Below are 20,111 nucleotides of genomic sequence, written 5' to 3'. Positions count from 1 at the left end.
TTACAATGAAATAAACGATGAGAAAGAGGGGAATGGCGTTGACAAGTTATGTAACCAAAGGAAACTTACAGATTGCAAAGCAGCTTTATGATTTTGTAAACAACGAAGCTTTACCAGGTACAGGGTTGGATCAGGAAAAATTTTGGCAAGATTTAGATCAGCTTGTTGCTGATTTAGTGCCTAAAAACAAAGCTCTACTGTTGGAACGGGAAGAATTGCAACAAAAAATAGATGAATGGTATAGATCACATGAGTTGCATGACACTTTAGCATATACATCATTTTTACAGGAGATTGGCTATTTAGAGCCAGAAGTCGATGATTTTACTATTTCTACAAAAAATGTAGACGATACAATAACAATGCAAGCAGGACCGCAACTTGTTGTTCCTATTGATAATGCTCGTTACGCACTGAATGCTGCGAATGCCAGATGGGGCTCTCTGTATGACGCGCTTTACGGTTCGGATGTGATACGTGAAGAGGACGGTGCAGAAAAAGGTACAACTTATAATCCGATACGCGGTCTGCAAGTAATTGCTTTTGGGAAAAAATTTCTTAATCAGCATTTTTCATTGCAAACGGGAGCCCATGAAGATGCGGTTCGTTATTATGTGGACAATGATAGATTAGGTATTGAATTAAAGCACGGAGAAACGACAGAACTAAAGGAAGCGGTTCAATTTGCAGGCTACCAAGGGAATCCTGAAGCTCCAAGTGCTATCTTACTTGTGCATAACGGCTTACATGTAGAAATTCAAGTCGACCGCTCTCATCCGATTGGTAAAACAGATGCTGCAGGAATAAAAGATATTGTACTCGAAGCGGCGACAACAACCATTATGGATTGTGAAGATTCGGTTGCTGCGGTAGATGCAGAAGATAAAACCCTTGTTTATCGGAATTGGCTAGGATTAAATAAAGGGAATTTATCTACTTCTTTTAAAAAGGATGGGAAAGAAATAAAGCGAACCTTACATGACGATCGTGCGTATAAGAACCCGCATGGAGAAACGTTTAAACTCCCGGGCCGTGTGCTTATGTTCATACGGAATGTCGGACATTTAATGACGACAAATGTTATCCTTAATCTCCATGGGGAAGAAATTCCAGAGGGGATCATGGATGGTGTGTTCACTTCGCTAATGGCTAAACACGATTTATTAGGAAATGGGCGCTATCAAAATTCTCAAAAAGGTTCTATTTATATCGTGAAGCCAAAAATGCACGGTTCAAAAGAGGTTGCCTTTGCAAATGAGTTGTTTAATCGAATTGAAGATATGCTTGATTTAAAACGATATACACTTAAAATTGGGGTTATGGATGAAGAACGGCGAACTTCACTAAATTTGAAAAACTGTATTTATCAAGTTAAAGAACGAATTGTATTTATAAACACAGGATTCCTAGACCGAACAGGTGATGAAATTCATACGTCTATGGAAGCAGGGCCAATGATTCGTAAAGGTGAGATGAAAGCATCCACTTGGCTAGATGCATACGAAAAAAATAACGTTCAAGTAGGTCTGGCAGCAGGATTACAAGGAAAAGCACAAATAGGTAAAGGGATGTGGGCAATGCCCGATTTAATGGCGGATATGCTGAAGCAAAAAATCAGTCATCTACAAGCAGGAGGAAATACAGCTTGGGTACCATCTCCAACTGCAGCTACATTACATGCTTTACACTATCATGAAGTGGACGTAGAAGAAGTGCAGCAACAACTCACAAAAGATAAACAAAGCTATAAAGCAGCTATGCTACAAGTACCACTTGCAAAGGAAACAAATTGGTCAAACGAAGATATTCAAAATGAATTAGATAATAGCTGTCAAACATTGCTCGGCTATGTCGTGCGTTGGGTGGATCAAGGTATAGGTTGTTCCAAAGTTCCAGACATAAATCATATTGGCTTAATGGAAGATAGGGCAACCTTACGAATTTCCAGCCAAATGTTAGCCAATTGGCTCTATCATGGCATCTGCAGTGAAGAACAAATGATGGATGCATTAAAAAGAATGGCGCAAATGGTCGATAAGCAAAACGAAGGAGATGCAAATTATCAACCAATGTCTGTAGACTTTCAGGCTTCCATTGCTTTCCAAGCTGCTTGCGACCTAGTGTTCAAAGGAAAAGAGCAGCCTAATGGCTATACAGAACCCATTCTTCATCGACGTCGACTTGAAGTGAAGAGGGAAGGTCAAAAAGTTAGGTGAAAATGAACCATCACACTTTCTAAATGCTGTTTTACACTTGTTGTTCTCTAGCTTCTTATTTATGTTACATGCAAAAAGGAAAGGTTTTTGTATAGCCTTCCCTTTTTTTGTTGTATAGGTAACTATAAAATGAGGTGCTTGTGGATAACGAAATAACCGAATAGTCACGCTCGGCGCATGAGCTCAGCAACGATGTGACTTTAGAAATGCGCCCTACGATAAGGCCTCATCGGTTCGTCGCTAAGGGGAAGGCCGACTAAAAACGGGCTTGCCGCTCAGGCGTCGGCATACCCCTGTTTTTAGTGGCATGATTCCTTTATCTTTAGTTGATTCGTTCCATTCGCTACGTTGCTAAACGGGCGCCCCGAGCCTTTGTTCCACTATAGGGAAGTATAAGATTTTTTTGGTTTATAGTATAAGAAAAACAAAGGCTTCCGCATAAGACTTGGCGACAAGCCAAGTTTTTCTAAGAGAATAAGAAAGCATAAAATTTGTTGCTTTGGGATAAGGGAATAACTGAATAGCCACGTCCGGCTTCAGCGCCCAGCAACTAGGCGACTTCACGAAATCGCCCTACGATAAGTCATCATCGGTTCGTTACCTCACCGTGATTCCTTTATCTCCGTTGATTCGTTCCATTCGCTACGTTGCTAAACGGGCGCCCCGAGCCTTTGTTCGAACAGGGGTTTTGTGTGATACTATCTACAACAGTATGGCATCTCTCTCAATGACAGGACAAGATTAATCAACCTTTTCCTCTGCAACAATTTTTTCATATCCATGCATATGAAATAACCAATAGGAACTAAAAAACAAGAACAAGAAGATAAAAAAGTCATAAAATGTTGACCAATCTTTTGGATTATAAAAATCAAGGGCATTAAAAACATTCATCCCACCGAACGCAGCAATCGCTGCAAAGATGCTTCCTTTTAAAACCGGATTTGCCCTAGGCTTGATTTGGAGGACAAACATAATAGCGACAGGGGCTAGTGCCAAGTGATAAGGAAGAAAAAGGATTGGAGATATGGGTGAAAATTTCATCGGATAGGACCATAAACCATAAGACAAGGATATAAGATCGATAAGTAAGGATAGTGCAATGGTTAGGAAGGCACATCCTAATAAACGCCCAGTGCTGCTTTTTTTTCTAAATAGAATCCATAGTGCCCAAGGAACGATAAATAAAATAACTCCTAACCACCACTGCCATGTGAATAAAAAAGCATGCAACAGGGCATCTGTAATCATTTGATTGACTTCTATTAATTTTAGTGAGGCTCTTTCTGTTTGCTCTAAACCTTCTCTTACCGTCATCCAGAATACTCCTTTTGAAGCGTATTTATTATGGTAGTTATTATGCTCTCAATGGTGTTTATTATGTATAGAAGAAGAGTATATTTGGATTAGTCATTTTATGTAATGATGCTAAACGAAAGCTATACTAATTTAGCGGAGGAAAATATGACAAAGGGGAAACGATTTTTACTCGTGATGGCAATCATCGGTTTGTGTTGGCAGTAAACCATTTTTTCAAACCTGACACAGATCAAACAGAAGATACTCTGAACAAAGAATTAGAAAAAAGTATAATGACATCTATTTAAAACACTTAAATTTAAGAAAAGAAAACAAGCAACTACGTGAAGAAATAGATCAATTGAACGATCACATTTTTGAGATAAATCAAGTTATGCTGGAAGGCAAAAATAACATTATTCCAGAAAATGCCGATGTATTTTATAAAGATTTGGATAAAGAAAAAACGATAATCTTCTTTAAGGAAGCTGAAATAAAACATACATTAATAATCTTTATGAAAAAACATTATATAAGTGGTCAAATGGATCTGCCATCCATACGACCACAAAGCGGGTTTGCTTGGACAATGGCGCAATATCCTGATTTTGCTTTTTATGCTGGTGTGATGACAGATGAAAATATGAACGACGTGCAAGTAACTTGGAAAGGATATGTCGAAAAGGTAATTACTATTCCATTAAATATGCGAACTTATGTTTGATTCGTTTTGCTTCCTTCAGGTTTGGGTTAAGCGGAGGAGATAAAAGTGCAAGCTCTGAATAAAGCTGGAGCAGTTGTCAGAGATGAAAATGTATTTGATCCCCCGCCTGCAGATTAACGTAAGGTAAACATGCAAAAGATGACGGTAACATGAATACTTGACTTTGAATGATAATGTAGATGTGAATTCAAGAAAGTAAGCAGCTTTTTTCCCACCCCTTATCCGCTTTCTGCTGCTATATGTTCGTCTGCATGAATAAAATGCCATACTAAAAAAAACAACAACAATCCGATGCCCCCCATCGTAATATAACTGACATGTATATATTGGCGCATAGCCATCGATATAACAGGTGGTCCTAGAGCCACACCGATAAAACGCGAGGAGCTATAAAAGGCAGTAATAGTTCCGCGTTCTTCTTTATCAATTCCTTGTGTAATCATTGCGTCAAGCGTAGGTAAGACGGCACCAATTGCAATTCCCAAAATAGACGTAACGATAAGCAAAATGTATAAATTACCACTTGAAAAGCCAACAAATACAACACTTGCCGCAGTAATAGGCAAGCTAAATAATAACACTCGTTTCATCGTTGCTAAATCACCTTTTATTTTGCGCCCAGTAATGAAAGAAGCAAGGCAAAGGCCAAATAATGGGATCGCTAATACAAAACCTTTGGTCACGCCATATAACTGATGTTGTTTTTCAAAAACATCCGATAGAAAGAATAGTACCCCAAATAAAATTAGCATTAAATGAATACCAATGAAAAACACCGTATATAACCATTTACCCTCTGTTTTGAAAGTGCTTTTCGTTTTCTGAAGAAATTCCTGAAATGGCTGCACCTCTTCTTTTTGTTTTGGAACTTTAATAAATAGATAAATGAGCACAATCGATATAAGACTGAACAAAGAGATGGAAAAAAAGGGGATATACCATAAAAAAGACGCAAACAGTGCACCTAAAATAGGACTTAACACTTTTCCAAAGGTGTTGGAGGTCTCAACGATCCCAAGGCAAGCACTAGCTTTTTCATCATCCCCTTTAAACAGATCTCCAACTAAAGGCAAAATAATTGGGAAAGCTCCTGCTGCGCCTATACCTTGCAGTACTCGACCGATAATAATCCAAGTAAATGGATCTGAAAGCTTCCATGAGGCGAACCCTGCAATTAATCCACCAATAAACGCTAATACTAAGCTGGTTAAAATGACAATTTTTCTACTGTAGCGATCGGATAAATAACCTGCCACTGGAATGAGAAAAATGGCGGCAAGGGAATAGCTCGTAATGATCATACTTGATTGAAAGGTAGTGATTCCTACTTGTTTTTCAAAAACAGGTAGTACAGGAATTAGCATAGAATTTCCTAATGTCATTACAAGTGGTATTGAGGCAAGACTAATAATACTCCATGTTTTAACAGGTTGCTTGGTCATAACTAAACGCTCCATTTCTTTCTGCTTTCTTTCCGCTTATTCCTATATCATGCCAATAGTAACTTTTCTTATGCATAATTATAAATGGCGGGTTGAAACTAGTATAGAGCCCGCCATTATGAAATTTGCCAAAAGCTAAAATAGCAATAAGCAAGCAGTAAGCATCATTCATGCGAGTGCAAGATGCTGGAGAATGTTGGTTTACCTTGTTTTAATTAACTAGAAGAACAAATGATATTTCTTAGGGCAGACTTATATACGGTAAAATCAGTTTCTGAAAAAAGCACCATCCTTACCTGACCGAAATCCACTGTCTGTAAGTAATTGGTGATTGTTCTCATTGCTATCTTCGCTGCCCGCTCAATGGGAAAACGATATACACCAGTAGAAATAGAAGGGAATGAAATGCTAGTTAGCTTATACTCTTTAGCAAGCTTGAAGGAATTTTGATAGCAATCTGCCAACTGAATGTCTTGGATTGGATTATGTGTATTCCAAATAGGACCTACTGTATGGATCACATAACTAGCAGGTAATTTAAATCCAGGAGTAATAACAGCTTCTCCAGTGCCTAAAGGCTCCTCATTTAACTGCTCTTTTCGAAGTCTTCTGCAAGCTTGCAACAATTCTTGTCCTGCCGCTTTATGAATGGCTCCATCTACGCCTCCACCGCCCATCAACGATCCATTAGCTGCATTAACAATCGCATCTGTTGCCTGTTTAGTAATATCCCCAATTAACAGCTCTAATGTATTTTCACCTATCGTGATTTGCAAATCAAATACCTCCTTTTATTACCCTCTCCTTATATTTTGAATAAAATAACTACTATTGTCTAATTTTTGAGTGTCCATGACGATGAATTAAAGGTTTATTAATAATAAGTGCTTTTAAGGAAGTAACTATGGATGAAAACGCCCTACAATTAGTTGTTAAATTGTTTATTATCCATTACTTATACGGGCATTTCAGCAAATGAAATCATCACTTCCATTTCGCCTTTTAAAGGCTAGTTCCCCCTTCTTCAAACCTCATACAAAAGTATTTAACATTCGTATAAATACTAGACCGCTTACAGAAATAACGGTTTCTAACATAGTCCACGTTAAAAATGTCTCTTTGATCGTTAATCCAAAAGATTATTTAATGATCCAAAACCCTGTATCATTCACATGCGATGCAATGAGACTACCAGTTCCTGTTGCTATTACCATGAAAGCCAAAACAACATCTGTTCCAAACATCAATGGGATAACCAATCCTGCTGCAATTAGTGCAACGAATGTATCTGCCCCTTGAGCAATTCTTAATACTGCTGCAATTAATCATGCTAAGATAATCGGCGAAATAGAACTCCCTTGGAATAAAACGGCAACATAATCACCGAATCCGCCCCACAGTAATAAAGGGGGTATAGGGTCTGTGAATAAGTGAGAATAATTGTGTGTCACTATATTTTAGCTTAGCATTAGGAATAGAAAAAATGAGTACGGTTTCTTGTGTTGGAGAGCGTATACTAAAGGTAAAGGATGAAAAAGAGAGCCTAATCTATTTCAAATATTCTTTTTATAACAATAAGAAGTATAAAATGAGGTGCTTGGGGATAACGAAATAACCGGATAGCCACGTCCGTCGCATGAGCCCAGCAACGATGCGACTTTAGAAATGCGCCCTACGATAAGTCATCATCGGTTCGTCGTAAAGAGGAAGGCCGACTAAAAACGGGCTTGCCGCCCAGACGTCGGCATACCCCAGTTTTAGTGGCATGATTCCTTTATCTTTAGTTGATTCGTTCCATTCGCTACGTTGCTAAACGGGCGCTCGCTCCTTTGTTAAACAGTTTGTTCTTTAAGTATAGATGAATGTTACGTATAATTTTCCATAGCTATTCCATTAATGAGTCGAGATTTTAGCAACTAGTGTATACCCAATAAGTAATAAATGATTGAAAATGGTGCGATTTGCAGCGATTAATTTTATTTTAATAAAAGGGGGGAGTGTAACAAATGGGCAAGCTAATTAATGAAGAGATACCAAAGGAAGCGGTTCAAGCATTAAAAATTACGATGGAGTTGCAGGGACAAACCGTAATTGGTGTATATATGTTTGGTTCTGCCGTAATTGGTGGCTTACGCATCAATAGTGATGTAGATATCCTAGTTGTCGTAAATCACCGTTTATCAGAAGAGATGCGAAGAAAACTGACAGAGAGACTCATGCTTATCTCGGGAAAGGTAGGGAATACAAAGTCTGTCCGACCGCTGGAAGTAACGGTAATCAACCATAGTGATGTGGTACCCTGGAGATATCCGCCAAGAAATGAATTTTTGTATGGAGAGTGGCTTCGAAGTGAGTTTGAGGCAGGTCAGATTCCCGAACCAACTTGTAACCCTGATTTAGCTATTGTCTTAGCTAAAACAAGAAAAAATAGTGTTTCTCTATATGGTCCTGATGCTTCAGATATACTTGATCCCGTTCCGAAAACAGATATTCGAAGGGCGATTAAAGATTCCTTACCAGATTTAATAGAAGGGATGAAAGGTGACGAACGTAATGTAATTTTAACGATGGCTCGCATGTGGCAGACAGTAGCTGATGGAGAAATTTCTCCAAAAGATGTGGCTGCAGATTGGGCGATACCTCGGTTGCCTCAAGAATATGCGAATTTACTTGATTTAGCTAGAAAAGGCTATCTAGGAGAGTATGCTGATAATTGGGAAGGACTGGAATCAGAGGTGCGTGCACTCGTTAATTATATGAAGAACTCTATAGCATCTTATGTAAGTATTTGAGCATAATCTCAGAAAAGCGGTAACTATTCAATAAAAACAACAAATCTACTTGAATTAAAAAGAAATTGCAAAGTAACGTACTTAAACAGACAGGAACTTTTTCTGAAGTTAAAGATGTTGATGCAAATGAGCTAATGCATAAAAAATAGATAGATGGAAGCTGGTACTCACCCCGCTCGCTCATCTATCTTTTTCTTTTGCTTTGCTTCATGGATCCCATCTAATAAGTTGAGACATATGTTTCTAATATTTACAATAAACAAGGTGCCCCCTTTGCTGCATAAAAAATGTAAAAAACTACAATTATAACGCTTTCACATCTAATGTCTCGATAAACTGAACAAAAGCTTTTACAATGTTTAGCTGTAACGTGTCTTCGTGGTAATACATCCATGTTTTACGGGTAATAAATCTACCGGACGGCAGGGGAAGGGGTTTGATAATTAAATCCGTGTATGGGCGAACAACTAGATTAGCAATAATAGCATAGCCGAGACCGTTAATGATCATTTCCTTGCACGTCTCTACTTGGTTAACTTGGATATTAATATTTGGATTTTGTTTATAGTTGCTGTACCACCAATGATCAACAATACTTCTCATTTTTTCGTCTGTATGATAGTCAATCCGAGGTAAGTGAGGAAGTTCCTCCCATGTGAAATCCCAGGGCGATGCAACACAAATTTCTTCTTCGTAGAGTAAATGTTTCGTTTCGTTCCAAATGTAATCTCCTTTAATGAAGGCTATATGAACATCATGATTTAAAATGAGCCGGTGCATTTCACTACTCCACCCAGTAACGACTTGAAATTCGACATCGGGGTAGCTTTGCTTAAATAAACGCAGCAATTTTGGCATTTTATTTAAAGCAAAAAAATTCGATACGCCAACCCGAATAGTGCCGGAGACTTGATCCTTCATATTGTGAAGCTGTTCTTCAATTTTTCTTTGCTCATATAGCATTTTTTGTGCATGAAGTGCCAATTGTTCCCCTTCAGGCGTAAACGTAATGCCGCGTTGCTTGCGAATAATGAGCTGGACCCCGTAATAGCTTTCCAGTTTTTTTAATCGCGACGTTAATGTCGGCTGAGATAAAAACAGGCGTTGCGCAGCTTGAGTAATATTTTCCGTACGATAAAGTTCTGCTAACATTTCCCAATCCTCAGTTCTCATAAATTAACACCCCACTTAGATTATTTTGATATTGAAAAATTTTATGCCTATTAATTAAAATTATATATTTTCCTAATCTTCATTTCAATTTTATAATAGGAATAGAGGGAAAAAAGAAAATTATCGAATAACAAAGGAGGATGTTTATGAGTACGAAGCAGCAGTTTGTCCCTGGTTTGGACGGAGTTATTGCAGCAGAGACAGCAATCTCTTTTCTTGATACAGAGCAAGAAAAAATCATTATTCGAGGTCATGAACTAATCGATTTGTCGAAAAGCAACGATTATATTGATGTTGTCCACCTTTTATTAGATGGAAAATTACCAAATGCCTCAGAAAAAACTGCACTTGAAAAAAAGCTAACCTCCAATTACGACATCCCAGATCAAGTCATGCAAATTTTATCTCTGTTACCAAAAGAAACACATCCAATGGACGGATTGCGCACAGGATTGTCAGCGCTTTCGGGATACGATAAAGATATTGATAATCGTTCATTGGAGGCGAATAAAAGCAGAGCGTATGCATTACTAGGAACGTTGCCTGCTATTACGGTGAATAGCTATCGTCTCATTAATGGGAAGGAGGCTGTGAAACCGGATCAATCGCTTTCTTATAGTGCAAATTTTCTATATATGATAACAGGAGAAAAGCCAACTGACTTTGAAGCGGAAATTTTTGACCGTACATTACTTCTTTATAGTGAGCATGAGATGCCAAACTCAACATTTACTGCCAGAGTAATTGCTTCGACGAATTCTGATCTTTATGGCGCATTAACGGGTGGAGTTGCCTCTTTAAAAGGAAATTTGCATGGTGGAGCGAATGAGGCGGTCATGTATATGTTAAATGAAGTGAAAACTGCTGCTGCTTTTGAAGAGCTTATCCAAAGGAAACTCGCCAATAAAGAAAAGATAATGGGCTTCGGGCACCGTGTTTATATGAAAAAGATGGACCCGCGAGCCTTAGTTTTGAAAGATTCCTTAAAGCAATTATGTGAGAAAAAAGGCGACTATATGCTATTAGAAATGTGCGAAGCAGGAGAAAAAGTCATGCGAGAGGAGAAAGGATTGTATCCAAATCTCGATTATTATGCAGCCCCGGTTTATTGGATGCTAGGGATTCCGATTGGTTTGTATACACCAATTTTCTTCAGTGCACGTACAGCTGGGTTAGCTGCACATGTCATTGAACAGCATAACAATAATCGGATTTTCCGTCCACGTGTGCATTATATTGGAGAAAGCTATTAAGGAACTAGAAGGAGCGAATGTAATGGTACAAGTTAAAGATGAAAGAAAAACAGATGTATTATTAGAAGAGATAGCTGATTATGTATTAAATAAAGAGATTACTAGTGAAGAGGCTTTTTCAACCGCCCATTATGTATTAATCGACTCAATTGGCTGTGGAATTCTAGCCCTTAATTACCCAGAGTGTACGAAGCATCTTGGACCAATTGCCCCTGGAACAGTTGTACCGAACGGGGTTCGTGTGCCTGGTACATCTCATGTGCTAGATCCTGTGCAAGGGGCTTTTAATATCGGCACGATGATTCGTTGGCTCGACTATAATGATACGTGGCTTGCAGCTGAGTGGGGCCATCCTTCCGATAACCTTGGCGGTATTTTAGCGGTTGCTGATTTTATTAGTCGCCAGAACGTGGCGAATGGGAAACCCCCACTAAAAGTCAAAGATGTATTGGAAATGGCTATCAAAGCTCATGAAATTCAGGGAATTCTAGCGTTAGAGAACAGTCTGAACCGAGTAGGGCTCGATCATGTACTATATGTTAAAATTGCTACTACCGCCGTGGTAACGAAAATGCTTGGTGGTAACAGGGAAGAGATTATTAATGCATTATCCAATGCTTGGATTGATAATTCAAGTCTACGTACGTATCGTCACGCACCAAATACTGGCTCACGTAAATCATGGGCTGCTGGCGATGCTACGAGTCGAGCTGTTCGATTAGCATTCATGGCTATTCAAGGTGAAATGGGTTATGCTACGGCTTTAAGTGCTCCAGGATGGGGCTTTCAAGACGTGTTGTTCAACAAGCAAGAGCTTGTGTTAAAACAGCCGTTAAATAGTTATGTGATGGAAAACGTGCTCTTTAAAGTATCTTATCCTGCTGAATTTCATGCCCAAACAGCTGCCGAAGCGGCGATTGAATTACATCCTGAGGTAAAGGATCGTTTGGATGAAATTGATTATATTACGATTTCCACACATGAATCGGCTATTCGAATTATTGATAAGCAAGGAACATTGTATAATCCTGCCGACCGTGACCATTGCTTGCAGTATATAACAGCAATTGGTCTATTAAAAGGGGACATTGTCGCAGAAGATTATGAGGATGATGTAGCCGCAGATCCACGTGTTGATATGCTACGAGATAAAATGGTTGTAACGGAGAACAAAGCATATACAGTAGATTATTTAGATCCGGAGAAACGCTCGATTGCCAATGCAGTACAAGTCCATTTCAAAGATGGTACCCAAACAGCAGCTATTGAACGTGAATATCCGTTGGGGCACCGTTTCCGCAGAGAAGAAGCGATTCCAAAGATCTTAGAAAAATATGCAACGAATTTAGCTACGCAGTTTGCAAGTAAGCAGTTACGGGAAATTGAAGCTGTGAGCTACGATTATGATAAACTAGCAGAAATGGACGTTCATGAATGGATGAAACTATTTGTGAAGTAACGAGGAGGTCTCCGAAAGATGGCATGGATTGTTGATGAACCAAAAACGCAAAAGGAATTGGCAAAAAGCTTTAAAGAGCTTATGCAAGCGGATGAAATTTTGCAAATTCCAGGAGCTCATGATGCTATGGCAGCACTCGTAGCCCAACAAACGGGATTCTCTGCACTGTATCTGTCAGGTGGTGCATATACGGCAAGTAAGGGCTTGCCGGATTTAGGGATTGTCACATCGACCGAAGTAGCAGAGCGGGCAAGAGATCTTGTCAGAGCTACGAATCTACCTGTTTTAGTAGATATAGATACAGGCTTCGGTGGCGTCTTAAACGTGGCGCGTACTGCGCGAGAGATGTTAGAAGCAAACGTAGCCGCCGTCCAAATAGAAGATCAACAATTACCAAAAAAATGCGGTCATTTAAATGGAAAACAGCTTGTCACTAAAGAAGAAATGGAACAAAAGCTGCAAGCAATTAAAAAAGTAGCCCCTTCGTTAGTGATTGTAGCCAGAACAGATGCACGGGCAAATGAGGGATTGGATGCAGCGATCGAACGCGCTAACGCATATGTAGCAGCTGGAGCTGACGCTATTTTTCCTGAAGCGTTGCAAACAGATGAGGAATTTCAAGTTTTTGCTCAAAAGGTCCAGGCACCATTACTGGCAAACATGACGGAATTTGGAAAGACGCCGTATATATCAGCAGAAGAATTTCAGCGGATGGGGTTTCATATGGTTATTTATCCGGTAACCTCTTTACGAGTGGCAGCTAAAGCGTATGAGCGAATCTTCAAGCTGATTAAAGAAGAAGGAACACAAAAGAACGGTGTTACGGACATGCAAACGAGAAAAGAATTATATGAAACCATCTCCTATGACGATTTTGAAGCATTGGATAAGAATATTGCCAAAACGGTATTGGGTGAATAAATAGAGAAGTGGGCTTTACTGAGTTTTCGGTAGAGTCCTTTTTTTGGGTATTTTAAAAAGGGCTCAAGGCAGATAAGGTATATTGGATAAGTAAATGTATCATTCGTAATGAAGGAAGCAATATATTATAAAAGTAACTATCTGCCTCATCTATATAGGGGTAAAGAAATAATCGTTGATCTCTCATGTTCTAAACCCGCTTTGGTGGGTCATATTGATTTATTAATCTGGTTGTTCCATGAAAGGTGTCCTACGTAGTGGAACTTGAAAAATTGCTTGATTAATACAAATGTGAATGATTATTCATTCATGAAAAAACTAAGCAAGAAAATAAAAAAAGATAAAGCTTGTTAAGTATAATGGTCTTAAACTATGATGTAAATTTAATAATGTATCAAGCTGTTGGCTGCATTTTACTGTTCTTCGATCTGTTAACCCGTACTTTAAGCCTAGCGCAATCATTTCTTGCTTTTTCTTATTGATCCTTGCGGCTAGCCGAGAGGGATCTGGTTCAATCACTTTCATTGTTTTAAATCTCCCTTTCTATCGAGAATTTTATAGAGTTATGTCGGAAACACACAAAAATAAGTATGCTCATTAACCAAAAAAAAAGCAATAGATTCAACAAAGGTTGTCAAAACATCTCAAAATATGACAAAATTTAAAGTATAATTAGACTTAATGAACGTAATTTTGGATCAATCTTCCGCTGGATCTAGGGAAATGGAATCAGTTGTAATGTAAATTATTCGACGTTATTTACTTACGCGTAATCCATTTTTTCTCTGTGTTACTAATCTTGTAGCAATCTATATGTAAATATTCGTGTAAGCTGTTACAATGGAAAGAGTAAATGATACTTGTAAATGAGGTTTCGATAATGAGTAGAATAAATGAAGTAAAAGAGTTGCTTCAGACAGATACAGGAAAGAACGGAGGATTGACTGCTAAGGATGTCAGTCTAAAACTACATATTGATCGTTCTACCGCTAGTCGTTACTTAAACGCATTAGTAAAGCAAAATAATGCTGTGAAAGTACCGGGGAAACCAGTAAAATACATCGGACATACTCCTGCTGAGGAAGAAGCTGATCTTATCGATTTAGAAGGCATCGGCAAAAGCCTACGCCCCATTTTAGAACAGGGGATGGCAGCTCTATTATATCCCTCTCGTAATATCCCCATTTTACTTACTGGAGAGACTGGTACAGGAAAAACGTATCTTGCGGAAACATTATGTGAATTAGCGAAAAAACGTATGAGTGATCAAGGTGAAGTACCTTTTGTAGCTTTTAACTGTGCAGATTATGCACAAAATGCAGAGCTATTGGTTGGACAAATTTTTGGAATTAAAGAGGGGGCCTTTACAGGGGCAATCGAGGATCGGGTTGGTTTAGTAGAAAAAGCAAATGGTGGGATTCTATTTCTCGATGAAATTCATCGCTTACCGCCTTCTGGACAAGAAATGCTCTTTTATTTGATGGATAAGGGAATTTACCGCGTACTAGGAGAGGCAACCAAAGATCGTTATGCGAATATTACTATTATCGGAGCGACAACTGAAGATCCACATAAGGCCCTGCTGCCTGCTCTGGTACGCCGCTTTTCTATTAAGTTGACGTTGCCATCGCTAAAAGAACGCACTCGTAAAGAAAGGGAAGAGCTAGTTAACCATTTTTTAAAGCAAGAAGCGAATAAAATGGATACGAGCTTAGCCATTACAGATAATAGCCGCGAAGCATTGCTTCATTACCCATGTCCAGGAAATATTGGTCAATTAAAAAGTGACATTCAGATTGCTTGTGCCCATGCCTACTTACGTTATTTAAATAAGCATGAAGAAAAAGTAATTATCCAAATTGCTGACCTGCCAGATAATATTGCAAGCTTTGCAAATTCCTTATCATTTGATCAACAAGAAGTGACCTCAACAATAGAAAGTGAAAAGAAAATTAGTGAGCATTTGCCTAATATTTATCAAAAAATAGCAAGTCAAGAAGATTATCATTCTATTCATGCAACGATTAAAAAATATATTTCTGACTTATCAAAGAAATACCGACAACCCCATTTTGTCCAACAAGGGTGGCAACAATTAATTGATGAGGACTTATTTCATGCCTTATCGGAAGCAAAAAGTCATTTATCTTATTTGCCGTTACATTTTAACAACAATCAGTTATATGTTATTGGACTGCATTTGCAGAATTACCGTAATCACCAGTATGAGGCAAAAAAAGAGCTGCCGATTGTAACGCACCCAAATCCGATTTACAGAGAAGCTGCCCAACAATTAGCTGCCTATTTAAACACAACCATTGGTCTGCAATTACCTAAAGAAGAAATTGCATTATTGGCGCATTTTTTAACAACGGATGAAAAGAATACCGTTCATTCCGAACAATCGATAGCCGTCATTTTAGTGACGCATGGTGCCTCAACTGCTTCTTCCATGGCCGAAGTGACCAACACATTACTTGGAAATAAAGTTATTCAAGCCATTGACATGCCGTTACATGTTTCAGCAACGGAAATATATCAGCACGTCAAACAAAAAATTAGTGCTATGACTCACATAAAAGGTGCACTTCTGCTTGTAGATATTGGCTCTCTTATAACAATGGGAGATGCTATTCAACATGAGTTAGATGTAGAAGTGAAAACTTTATCCAGTGTCAATTTACCGATGGTATTGGAAGCAGGTAGGAAATCACTTATCTCCAATATGTCGTTGGAAGAAATATACCATGATACCAAAAAGGCTATGACTATCTTTGTGAAAGAAAAAACAACATACTCACCTGTGGAAAAGAAACGAATGATTACAACAGTATGTTTTACAGGTGAAGGAGCCGCCCAATTATTAGAATCCTGGATTGAGGATCAGCTTGCTGATGTGGATGAAGATGTTCTCATTCGTTCGGTTCGTATTGATCCGACTACGAAGGATACGTCAATTTTAGAAGAATTAAAGCAACACTATGATATCGTTGCTATTATCGGAACGGTTCCAGTTACTATAGAAGGGGTTCCTTATATTCCTGCTTGGGAGCTTTTGCAGGAGGAGGGGATATCCAGAATGACGAAATTATTAGAAGTCACTCGAAAATCCCCTAAGCTACGTGAAGGAGACATAAAGCGTAACGAAATATTTCCGCTCGTTTCCAAAGGACTTGCTGAAATCGTTACCTATATTAATCCGCAATCTTTAGCTACTATTCTAAACGAATATATGGAACCAATTGCTGCCTATTATAAATGGGATGTGAATAGAAAATTAGGTATGTGGATGCATATTGGCAGTTTGATGGATCGTTTAGTAGGAGCAAAGCTACAAAATAATATGGAGCAATTACTTTCGTCTGTACCGATTGATCGCAAATTTTCAATGGACGACGAAGAGATGAAAGTTTGGGAGCCTTTGTTTACAAAATTGGAAGCCACGTATCATCTTCCGATCTATGTTCCTCTCCGAAAAGCATTGCTAAAATTATCACGTTAATGTGTGCAGATTTTCTGCACACATTTTTTAATGCGCTCTAGTCCTTGCTATTAAGGGGTTTATTTGTGTTGGCATGAATTTTGCATAATAGTAAGTGGAAGGGCACAAATCAGAGAGGAGGGAGGAAAGTGAAGAAGTTTTTAACCGTTTATGCTTCTGTTTTTACGGCTATATGGATAGGCTATGGCATCTATGCATTGTGGTCAGGACAGGAATCAGCCAGTCTCATACTAGGGTTCGGCATTGCTTTTTCTGTCGTTATCAGTTTAGCATCCTGGTTTTCTTATTGGCTTATGTGCCACTATAAAAAAGTTGATCGCGTAGCAAAGAATATTTTAAGCAATGCGCAAAACAAACAATAAAAAATGACAGATGGGAGTTTTGAAAATGGAAACAAACAAAGACATCAAATTAATCATTCTATGCAGTTGGGGGGCTACATCCAGCCAACTAGCTAAAAAGGTACAAGAAGCTGCCGAGAAAAGGGGTTTCACCATGACAGTTGACGCTGGTGGGACAGGAGAATTTAAGCAAAAAGCGGAAAAATACAATGTTGCGTTGTTAGAGCCACAAGTACGTCACCTAAAAAAAGAAGTTTCCAAAATTGCTGATGCATACCAGATTCCTGTTGAACTTGTTGATCAACGAGCATTCGCATTAATGGACGGAGACAAAGTATTGGATCAGGTCTTAAAAATGATAAATAACTAGGAGGCGTTTTAAATGATTGAATGGTTGGAAAATCACTTAATGGAACCGTTGGGGAAAATTGCACAAAATAGATATTTGCAAGCAATTCGTGATGCGTTTGTTATTTTTGCACTTCCTGTTATTATTACTGGAGCAATCTTTCTAATTATTGCCAACCCGCCAACATCTTTAGATTGGGGGATCATTAATGCGTGGGAAGATGCGGTCACCCCGATACAGGCACAGTTACTCTTTCCGTTTAATTTAACATTCGGTTTGATGGCTTTAACCGTAGCCTTTGGTGTTGGTTACAGCTTAGCCATTCGCTATGATATGGATGCGGTGATGGCTGGAATTCTTTCCATGCTGGCATTTTTCATGACAGCATTTCCTGTAACCGACATTACGCAAGTTCCATTTGGTGAAATTTTAAATTACCTTGGTGGACAGGGGTTATTTATTGCTATCATTTTAGGGATTTTAACAACAGAAGCGATGCGCTTTTTAATAAATAAAGGAGTTACCTTTGAAATGCCTGCAGGGGTTCCGCCATATGTTATGCGGACATTTCGCGCATTAATTCCTTTTATGATTATTTTACCATTGGTTTGGGCGATTGCCTGGATTGTGTGGGCGAATTTTGAAGTAACGCTGCCACAATTAGTGCTTGATTTATTTAGCCCATTAGTAAGTGCATCTAATTCATACTGGGCAGCACTTGGTATGATTTTATTAATGTTAATTTTATGGTCTATAGGAATCCACGGAATGAACGTTGTTTCTTCTGTAGCGTATCCATTTTGGATGACGCAATTAGCCGAAAATGCGGATGCAGTTAAAGCTGGAACGGAAGCAACTGGTATTGTAACAGAGCCATTCTTCCATATGTTCACACATATCGGTGGATCTGGTGCAACGCTTGGACTTGTCATTTTCATGTTATTTTCCGCTTCCGTCCAATTAAAACAAGTTGGGAAAACAGCAATCATTCCGTCATTATTTAATATTAATGAACCAGTTATTTTTGGATTACCGATCGTATTAAATCCTATTTTAATTATTCCGTTTGTTTTAGGTCCAGCAGTAATCGTTACCATCAACTATATTCTATTTGCAACCGGCATTTTACCGCCAGTCGTTATTCAACCACCGTTTACGGTGCCGATTTTCTTTGGTGGATTTATTGCAACAGGTGGTTCTTGGTTAGCCGGGCTTGTACAAATTATGAATGGTGTTATTGCCACCATTATCTACTATCCTTTCTTTAAGAAATATGAAAAACAATTAGTGCAACAAGAACAAGAGGAAGCAGCTGAAACAAGCGTCAACTAGAGGAGTGTTTGAAGATGGACTACGAAACAATTATGATGCAGCTTATCTTGCACGGCGGTAATGCCCGCGGTGCAGCATATGAAGCATTGGATGCCGCAGAAGAATATGATTTTACCGAAGCAGAAAAGAAACTGGATGAAGCGCATGAGGAGTTTGTCAAAGGGCATAAATATCAAACCGAACTGATTCAAAGCCAAAATGAAGACAAAACGCCAAGCTTTTTCATGATTCATGCGCAGGATCATATTATGACAGCGCAAGCAGAAATTCAGTTAATTAAGCGCATGGTTGGTCAACTGAGAAAAACAGAAGCATTGGAGAAGCAATTGAAAGAGTTGAAGATGAATTAGCGTCTATAAGCGTGCCTCGTAGATTTGTCGTGAAATCTACGGGGCAGTTTTGTGTTTGAGCGGATTCGAATGGTTGTGTGGTAATTCATTATAGGTAACTCGCTATTATAATTTCAATTTACTTGAGCAAGAAGGGGTTGAGCTTTGTCAAACAAAAGAAGTATTTTTCTTTTTCAAGAACGTCTTCGTTCCTACTCCTTTGACCTAATGTACTAGTGAAGAAAAAAGAAAACCCTGCTGATTAAAGATTTACTTTATATTTAGTTATTTTGATACTGCTGAGCGTCACCTGATCTTTTCCATTTTCTAATTTTAGTTCTAAATGATTTGAATGGTGCAACTGTATTTATATGTATCCATTTCCAAATGGGCCAGCTAGAAGGAGTTGTAGTTGCCCATTGTCTACCGCCCTGTTCAAATAGTTCCTTATCATTATAGCTTTCTACTAGTTGAATAATTTTATTTACATCGCAATTAAACATATCAATTAACGTTTCCAACGAATAATCAGCATACCGATCATAAAAGTTTTGATAAAGTCCACCAAGGTTATTCCATTTATAATTTCTTGTCGGTGTTATGACTTCTTTCCCATCTTTATTATCTTGTTCCCACGATAATATTAAATTTAGCCATCCTAATTGGTAAGCAATCATTTGGGATGGCGTTCTATCAACTTCATCTACAAAAACGTCTTTACCAAGATTATTAATAGAACGAAATTCATCTATAAATAGCTTTGCTCTTTTCGTAATTTCATTAACCAAGGCTTGTTTATCAGCATATGCTTGCAATTGAACCCCTCCTTTTCTAATTCATTTTAGTTTATAATATTCTCATTCATTATACATGTAATCTGCTGAGCAGTTAACGTGTATGTTAATGACAATTGATAGATTAGTGTTGCGTTAGTCTTATTAAATAAAGGTGATAGCAAGGTAGCGATTAAACAGATTTT

At 38.4% G+C, this 20,111-nt stretch carries 18 protein-coding genes and 1 pseudogene; 11 read left to right on the top strand and 8 right to left on the bottom strand.

From position 1 onward, the window contains the following. Nucleotides 1-38: 38 nt before the first annotated feature. Complete coding sequence (locus tag BKP57_RS05775; protein ID WP_156875280.1) at nt 39-2,216, top strand: malate synthase G; 2,178 nt, start codon at nt 39-41, stop codon at nt 2,214-2,216. A gap of 741 nt (nt 2,217-2,957) precedes the next feature. Here the strand turns inward: BKP57_RS05775 and BKP57_RS05770 are convergent. Further along, nucleotides 2,958-3,533 carry a CBO0543 family protein gene (locus tag BKP57_RS05770; protein WP_072741147.1) on the bottom strand — a complete coding sequence of 192 codons (576 nt, stop codon included), beginning with the start codon at nt 3,531-3,533 and terminating at the stop codon, nt 2,958-2,960. 343 nt (nt 3,534-3,876) lie between these two features. On the opposite strand from BKP57_RS05770, the gene BKP57_RS05765 reads away from it, so the two are divergent. Next, nucleotides 3,877-4,239 carry a hypothetical protein gene (locus tag BKP57_RS05765; RefSeq protein ID WP_072741146.1) on the top strand — a complete coding sequence of 121 codons (363 nt, stop codon included), beginning with the start codon at nt 3,877-3,879 and terminating at the stop codon, nt 4,237-4,239. A 218-nt stretch (nt 4,240-4,457) separates the two neighbouring features. Here BKP57_RS05765 and BKP57_RS05760 read toward each other — a convergent pair whose 3' ends face one another. The 4 genes and pseudogenes from BKP57_RS05760 to BKP57_RS21615 all read right to left on the bottom strand — a co-directional run. Beyond that, a complete protein-coding gene (locus tag BKP57_RS05760; protein WP_083547203.1) occupies nt 4,458-5,696 on the bottom strand; it encodes an MFS transporter in 1,239 nt (412 codons plus the stop codon). After that, nucleotides 5,662-5,853 carry a hypothetical protein gene (locus BKP57_RS21930; protein WP_156875279.1) on the bottom strand — a complete coding sequence of 64 codons (192 nt, stop codon included), beginning with the start codon at nt 5,851-5,853 and terminating at the stop codon, nt 5,662-5,664. The genes BKP57_RS05760 and BKP57_RS21930 overlap by 35 nt, the downstream gene beginning before the upstream one ends. A gap of 43 nt (nt 5,854-5,896) precedes the next feature. Then, on the bottom strand, nt 5,897-6,457 hold the full coding sequence (locus BKP57_RS05755) for an O-acetyl-ADP-ribose deacetylase (protein ID WP_050351646.1): 561 nt from the start codon (nt 6,455-6,457) through the stop codon (nt 5,897-5,899). Nucleotides 6,458-6,712: 255 nt separating this feature from the next. Then, nucleotides 6,713-7,087 (bottom strand): annotated as a pseudogene (locus BKP57_RS21615) (GntT/GntP/DsdX family permease); the annotation flags it as partial. Between the two features lie 600 nt (nt 7,088-7,687). On the opposite strand from BKP57_RS21615, the gene ant(9) reads away from it, so the two are divergent. Continuing rightward, complete coding sequence (gene ant(9), locus BKP57_RS05740) at nt 7,688-8,473, top strand: aminoglycoside nucleotidyltransferase ANT(9) (protein WP_050351645.1); 786 nt, start codon at nt 7,688-7,690, stop codon at nt 8,471-8,473. Between the two features lie 303 nt (nt 8,474-8,776). Here the strand turns inward: ant(9) and BKP57_RS05735 are convergent, their stop codons facing one another. Then, entirely contained in the window at nt 8,777-9,646 is an 870-nt protein-coding gene (locus BKP57_RS05735; protein ID WP_050351644.1) for a LysR family transcriptional regulator, read from the bottom strand. 146 nt (nt 9,647-9,792) lie between these two features. Between BKP57_RS05735 and mmgD the strand changes: the two genes are divergently transcribed. The 3 genes from mmgD to prpB are packed head-to-tail and all read left to right on the top strand — an operon-like array spanning nt 9,793 to nt 13,279. Continuing rightward, nucleotides 9,793-10,899: a citrate synthase gene (mmgD, locus tag BKP57_RS05730; RefSeq protein WP_072741144.1), complete on the top strand. Its 1,107-nt coding sequence runs from the start codon at nt 9,793-9,795 to the stop codon at nt 10,897-10,899. A gap of 22 nt (nt 10,900-10,921) precedes the next feature. Further along, nucleotides 10,922-12,358, top strand: coding sequence for a bifunctional 2-methylcitrate dehydratase/aconitate hydratase (locus BKP57_RS05725; RefSeq protein ID WP_072741143.1), 1,437 nt, complete (start codon nt 10,922-10,924; stop codon nt 12,356-12,358). 18 nt (nt 12,359-12,376) lie between these two features. Next, a complete protein-coding gene (gene prpB / locus BKP57_RS05720; protein ID WP_050351641.1) occupies nt 12,377-13,279 on the top strand; it encodes a methylisocitrate lyase in 903 nt (300 codons plus the stop codon). A 318-nt stretch (nt 13,280-13,597) separates the two neighbouring features. On the opposite strand, the gene BKP57_RS05715 is transcribed toward prpB, so the two are convergent. After that, the gene (locus BKP57_RS05715; RefSeq protein ID WP_050351640.1) at nt 13,598-13,804 is read right to left on the bottom strand and encodes an aspartyl-phosphate phosphatase Spo0E family protein; all 207 of its coding nucleotides are present in this window, start codon (nt 13,802-13,804) and stop codon (nt 13,598-13,600) included. A 355-nt stretch (nt 13,805-14,159) separates the two neighbouring features. Here BKP57_RS05715 and BKP57_RS05710 point away from each other — a divergent pair, with 355 nt between their 5' ends. The 5 genes from BKP57_RS05710 (at nt 14,160) to BKP57_RS05690 (ending at nt 19,153) form a co-directional block, all read left to right on the top strand. After that, nucleotides 14,160-16,781: a sigma 54-interacting transcriptional regulator gene (locus BKP57_RS05710; protein WP_072741142.1), complete on the top strand. Its 2,622-nt coding sequence runs from the start codon at nt 14,160-14,162 to the stop codon at nt 16,779-16,781. 128 nt (nt 16,782-16,909) lie between these two features. Then, nucleotides 16,910-17,143, top strand: coding sequence for a hypothetical protein (locus tag BKP57_RS05705; RefSeq protein WP_050351638.1), 234 nt, complete (start codon nt 16,910-16,912; stop codon nt 17,141-17,143). A gap of 25 nt (nt 17,144-17,168) precedes the next feature. Next, on the top strand, nt 17,169-17,492 hold the full coding sequence (locus BKP57_RS05700) for a PTS sugar transporter subunit IIB (RefSeq protein ID WP_050351637.1): 324 nt from the start codon (nt 17,169-17,171) through the stop codon (nt 17,490-17,492). A 12-nt stretch (nt 17,493-17,504) separates the two neighbouring features. Continuing rightward, the gene (locus tag BKP57_RS05695) at nt 17,505-18,803 is read left to right on the top strand and encodes a PTS sugar transporter subunit IIC (protein ID WP_050351636.1); all 1,299 of its coding nucleotides are present in this window, start codon (nt 17,505-17,507) and stop codon (nt 18,801-18,803) included. Between the two features lie 14 nt (nt 18,804-18,817). Continuing rightward, on the top strand, nt 18,818-19,153 hold the full coding sequence (locus tag BKP57_RS05690; RefSeq protein ID WP_072741141.1) for a PTS lactose/cellobiose transporter subunit IIA: 336 nt from the start codon (nt 18,818-18,820) through the stop codon (nt 19,151-19,153). A 260-nt stretch (nt 19,154-19,413) separates the two neighbouring features. Here the strand turns inward: BKP57_RS05690 and BKP57_RS05685 are convergent, their stop codons facing one another. Then, nucleotides 19,414-19,947, bottom strand: a complete 534-nt coding sequence (locus BKP57_RS05685) for a ClbS/DfsB family four-helix bundle protein (RefSeq protein ID WP_072741140.1) — start codon at nt 19,945-19,947, stop codon at nt 19,414-19,416. Nucleotides 19,948-20,111 lie beyond the last annotated feature (164 nt).

This window comes from Virgibacillus sp. 6R (assembly GCF_001895305.1).
Lineage (GTDB): Bacteria > Bacillota > Bacilli > Bacillales > Amphibacillaceae > Virgibacillus > Virgibacillus pantothenticus.
Note: the sequence above shows the minus strand (reverse complement) of the source record. Positions and strands in the feature narration are given on the sequence as shown.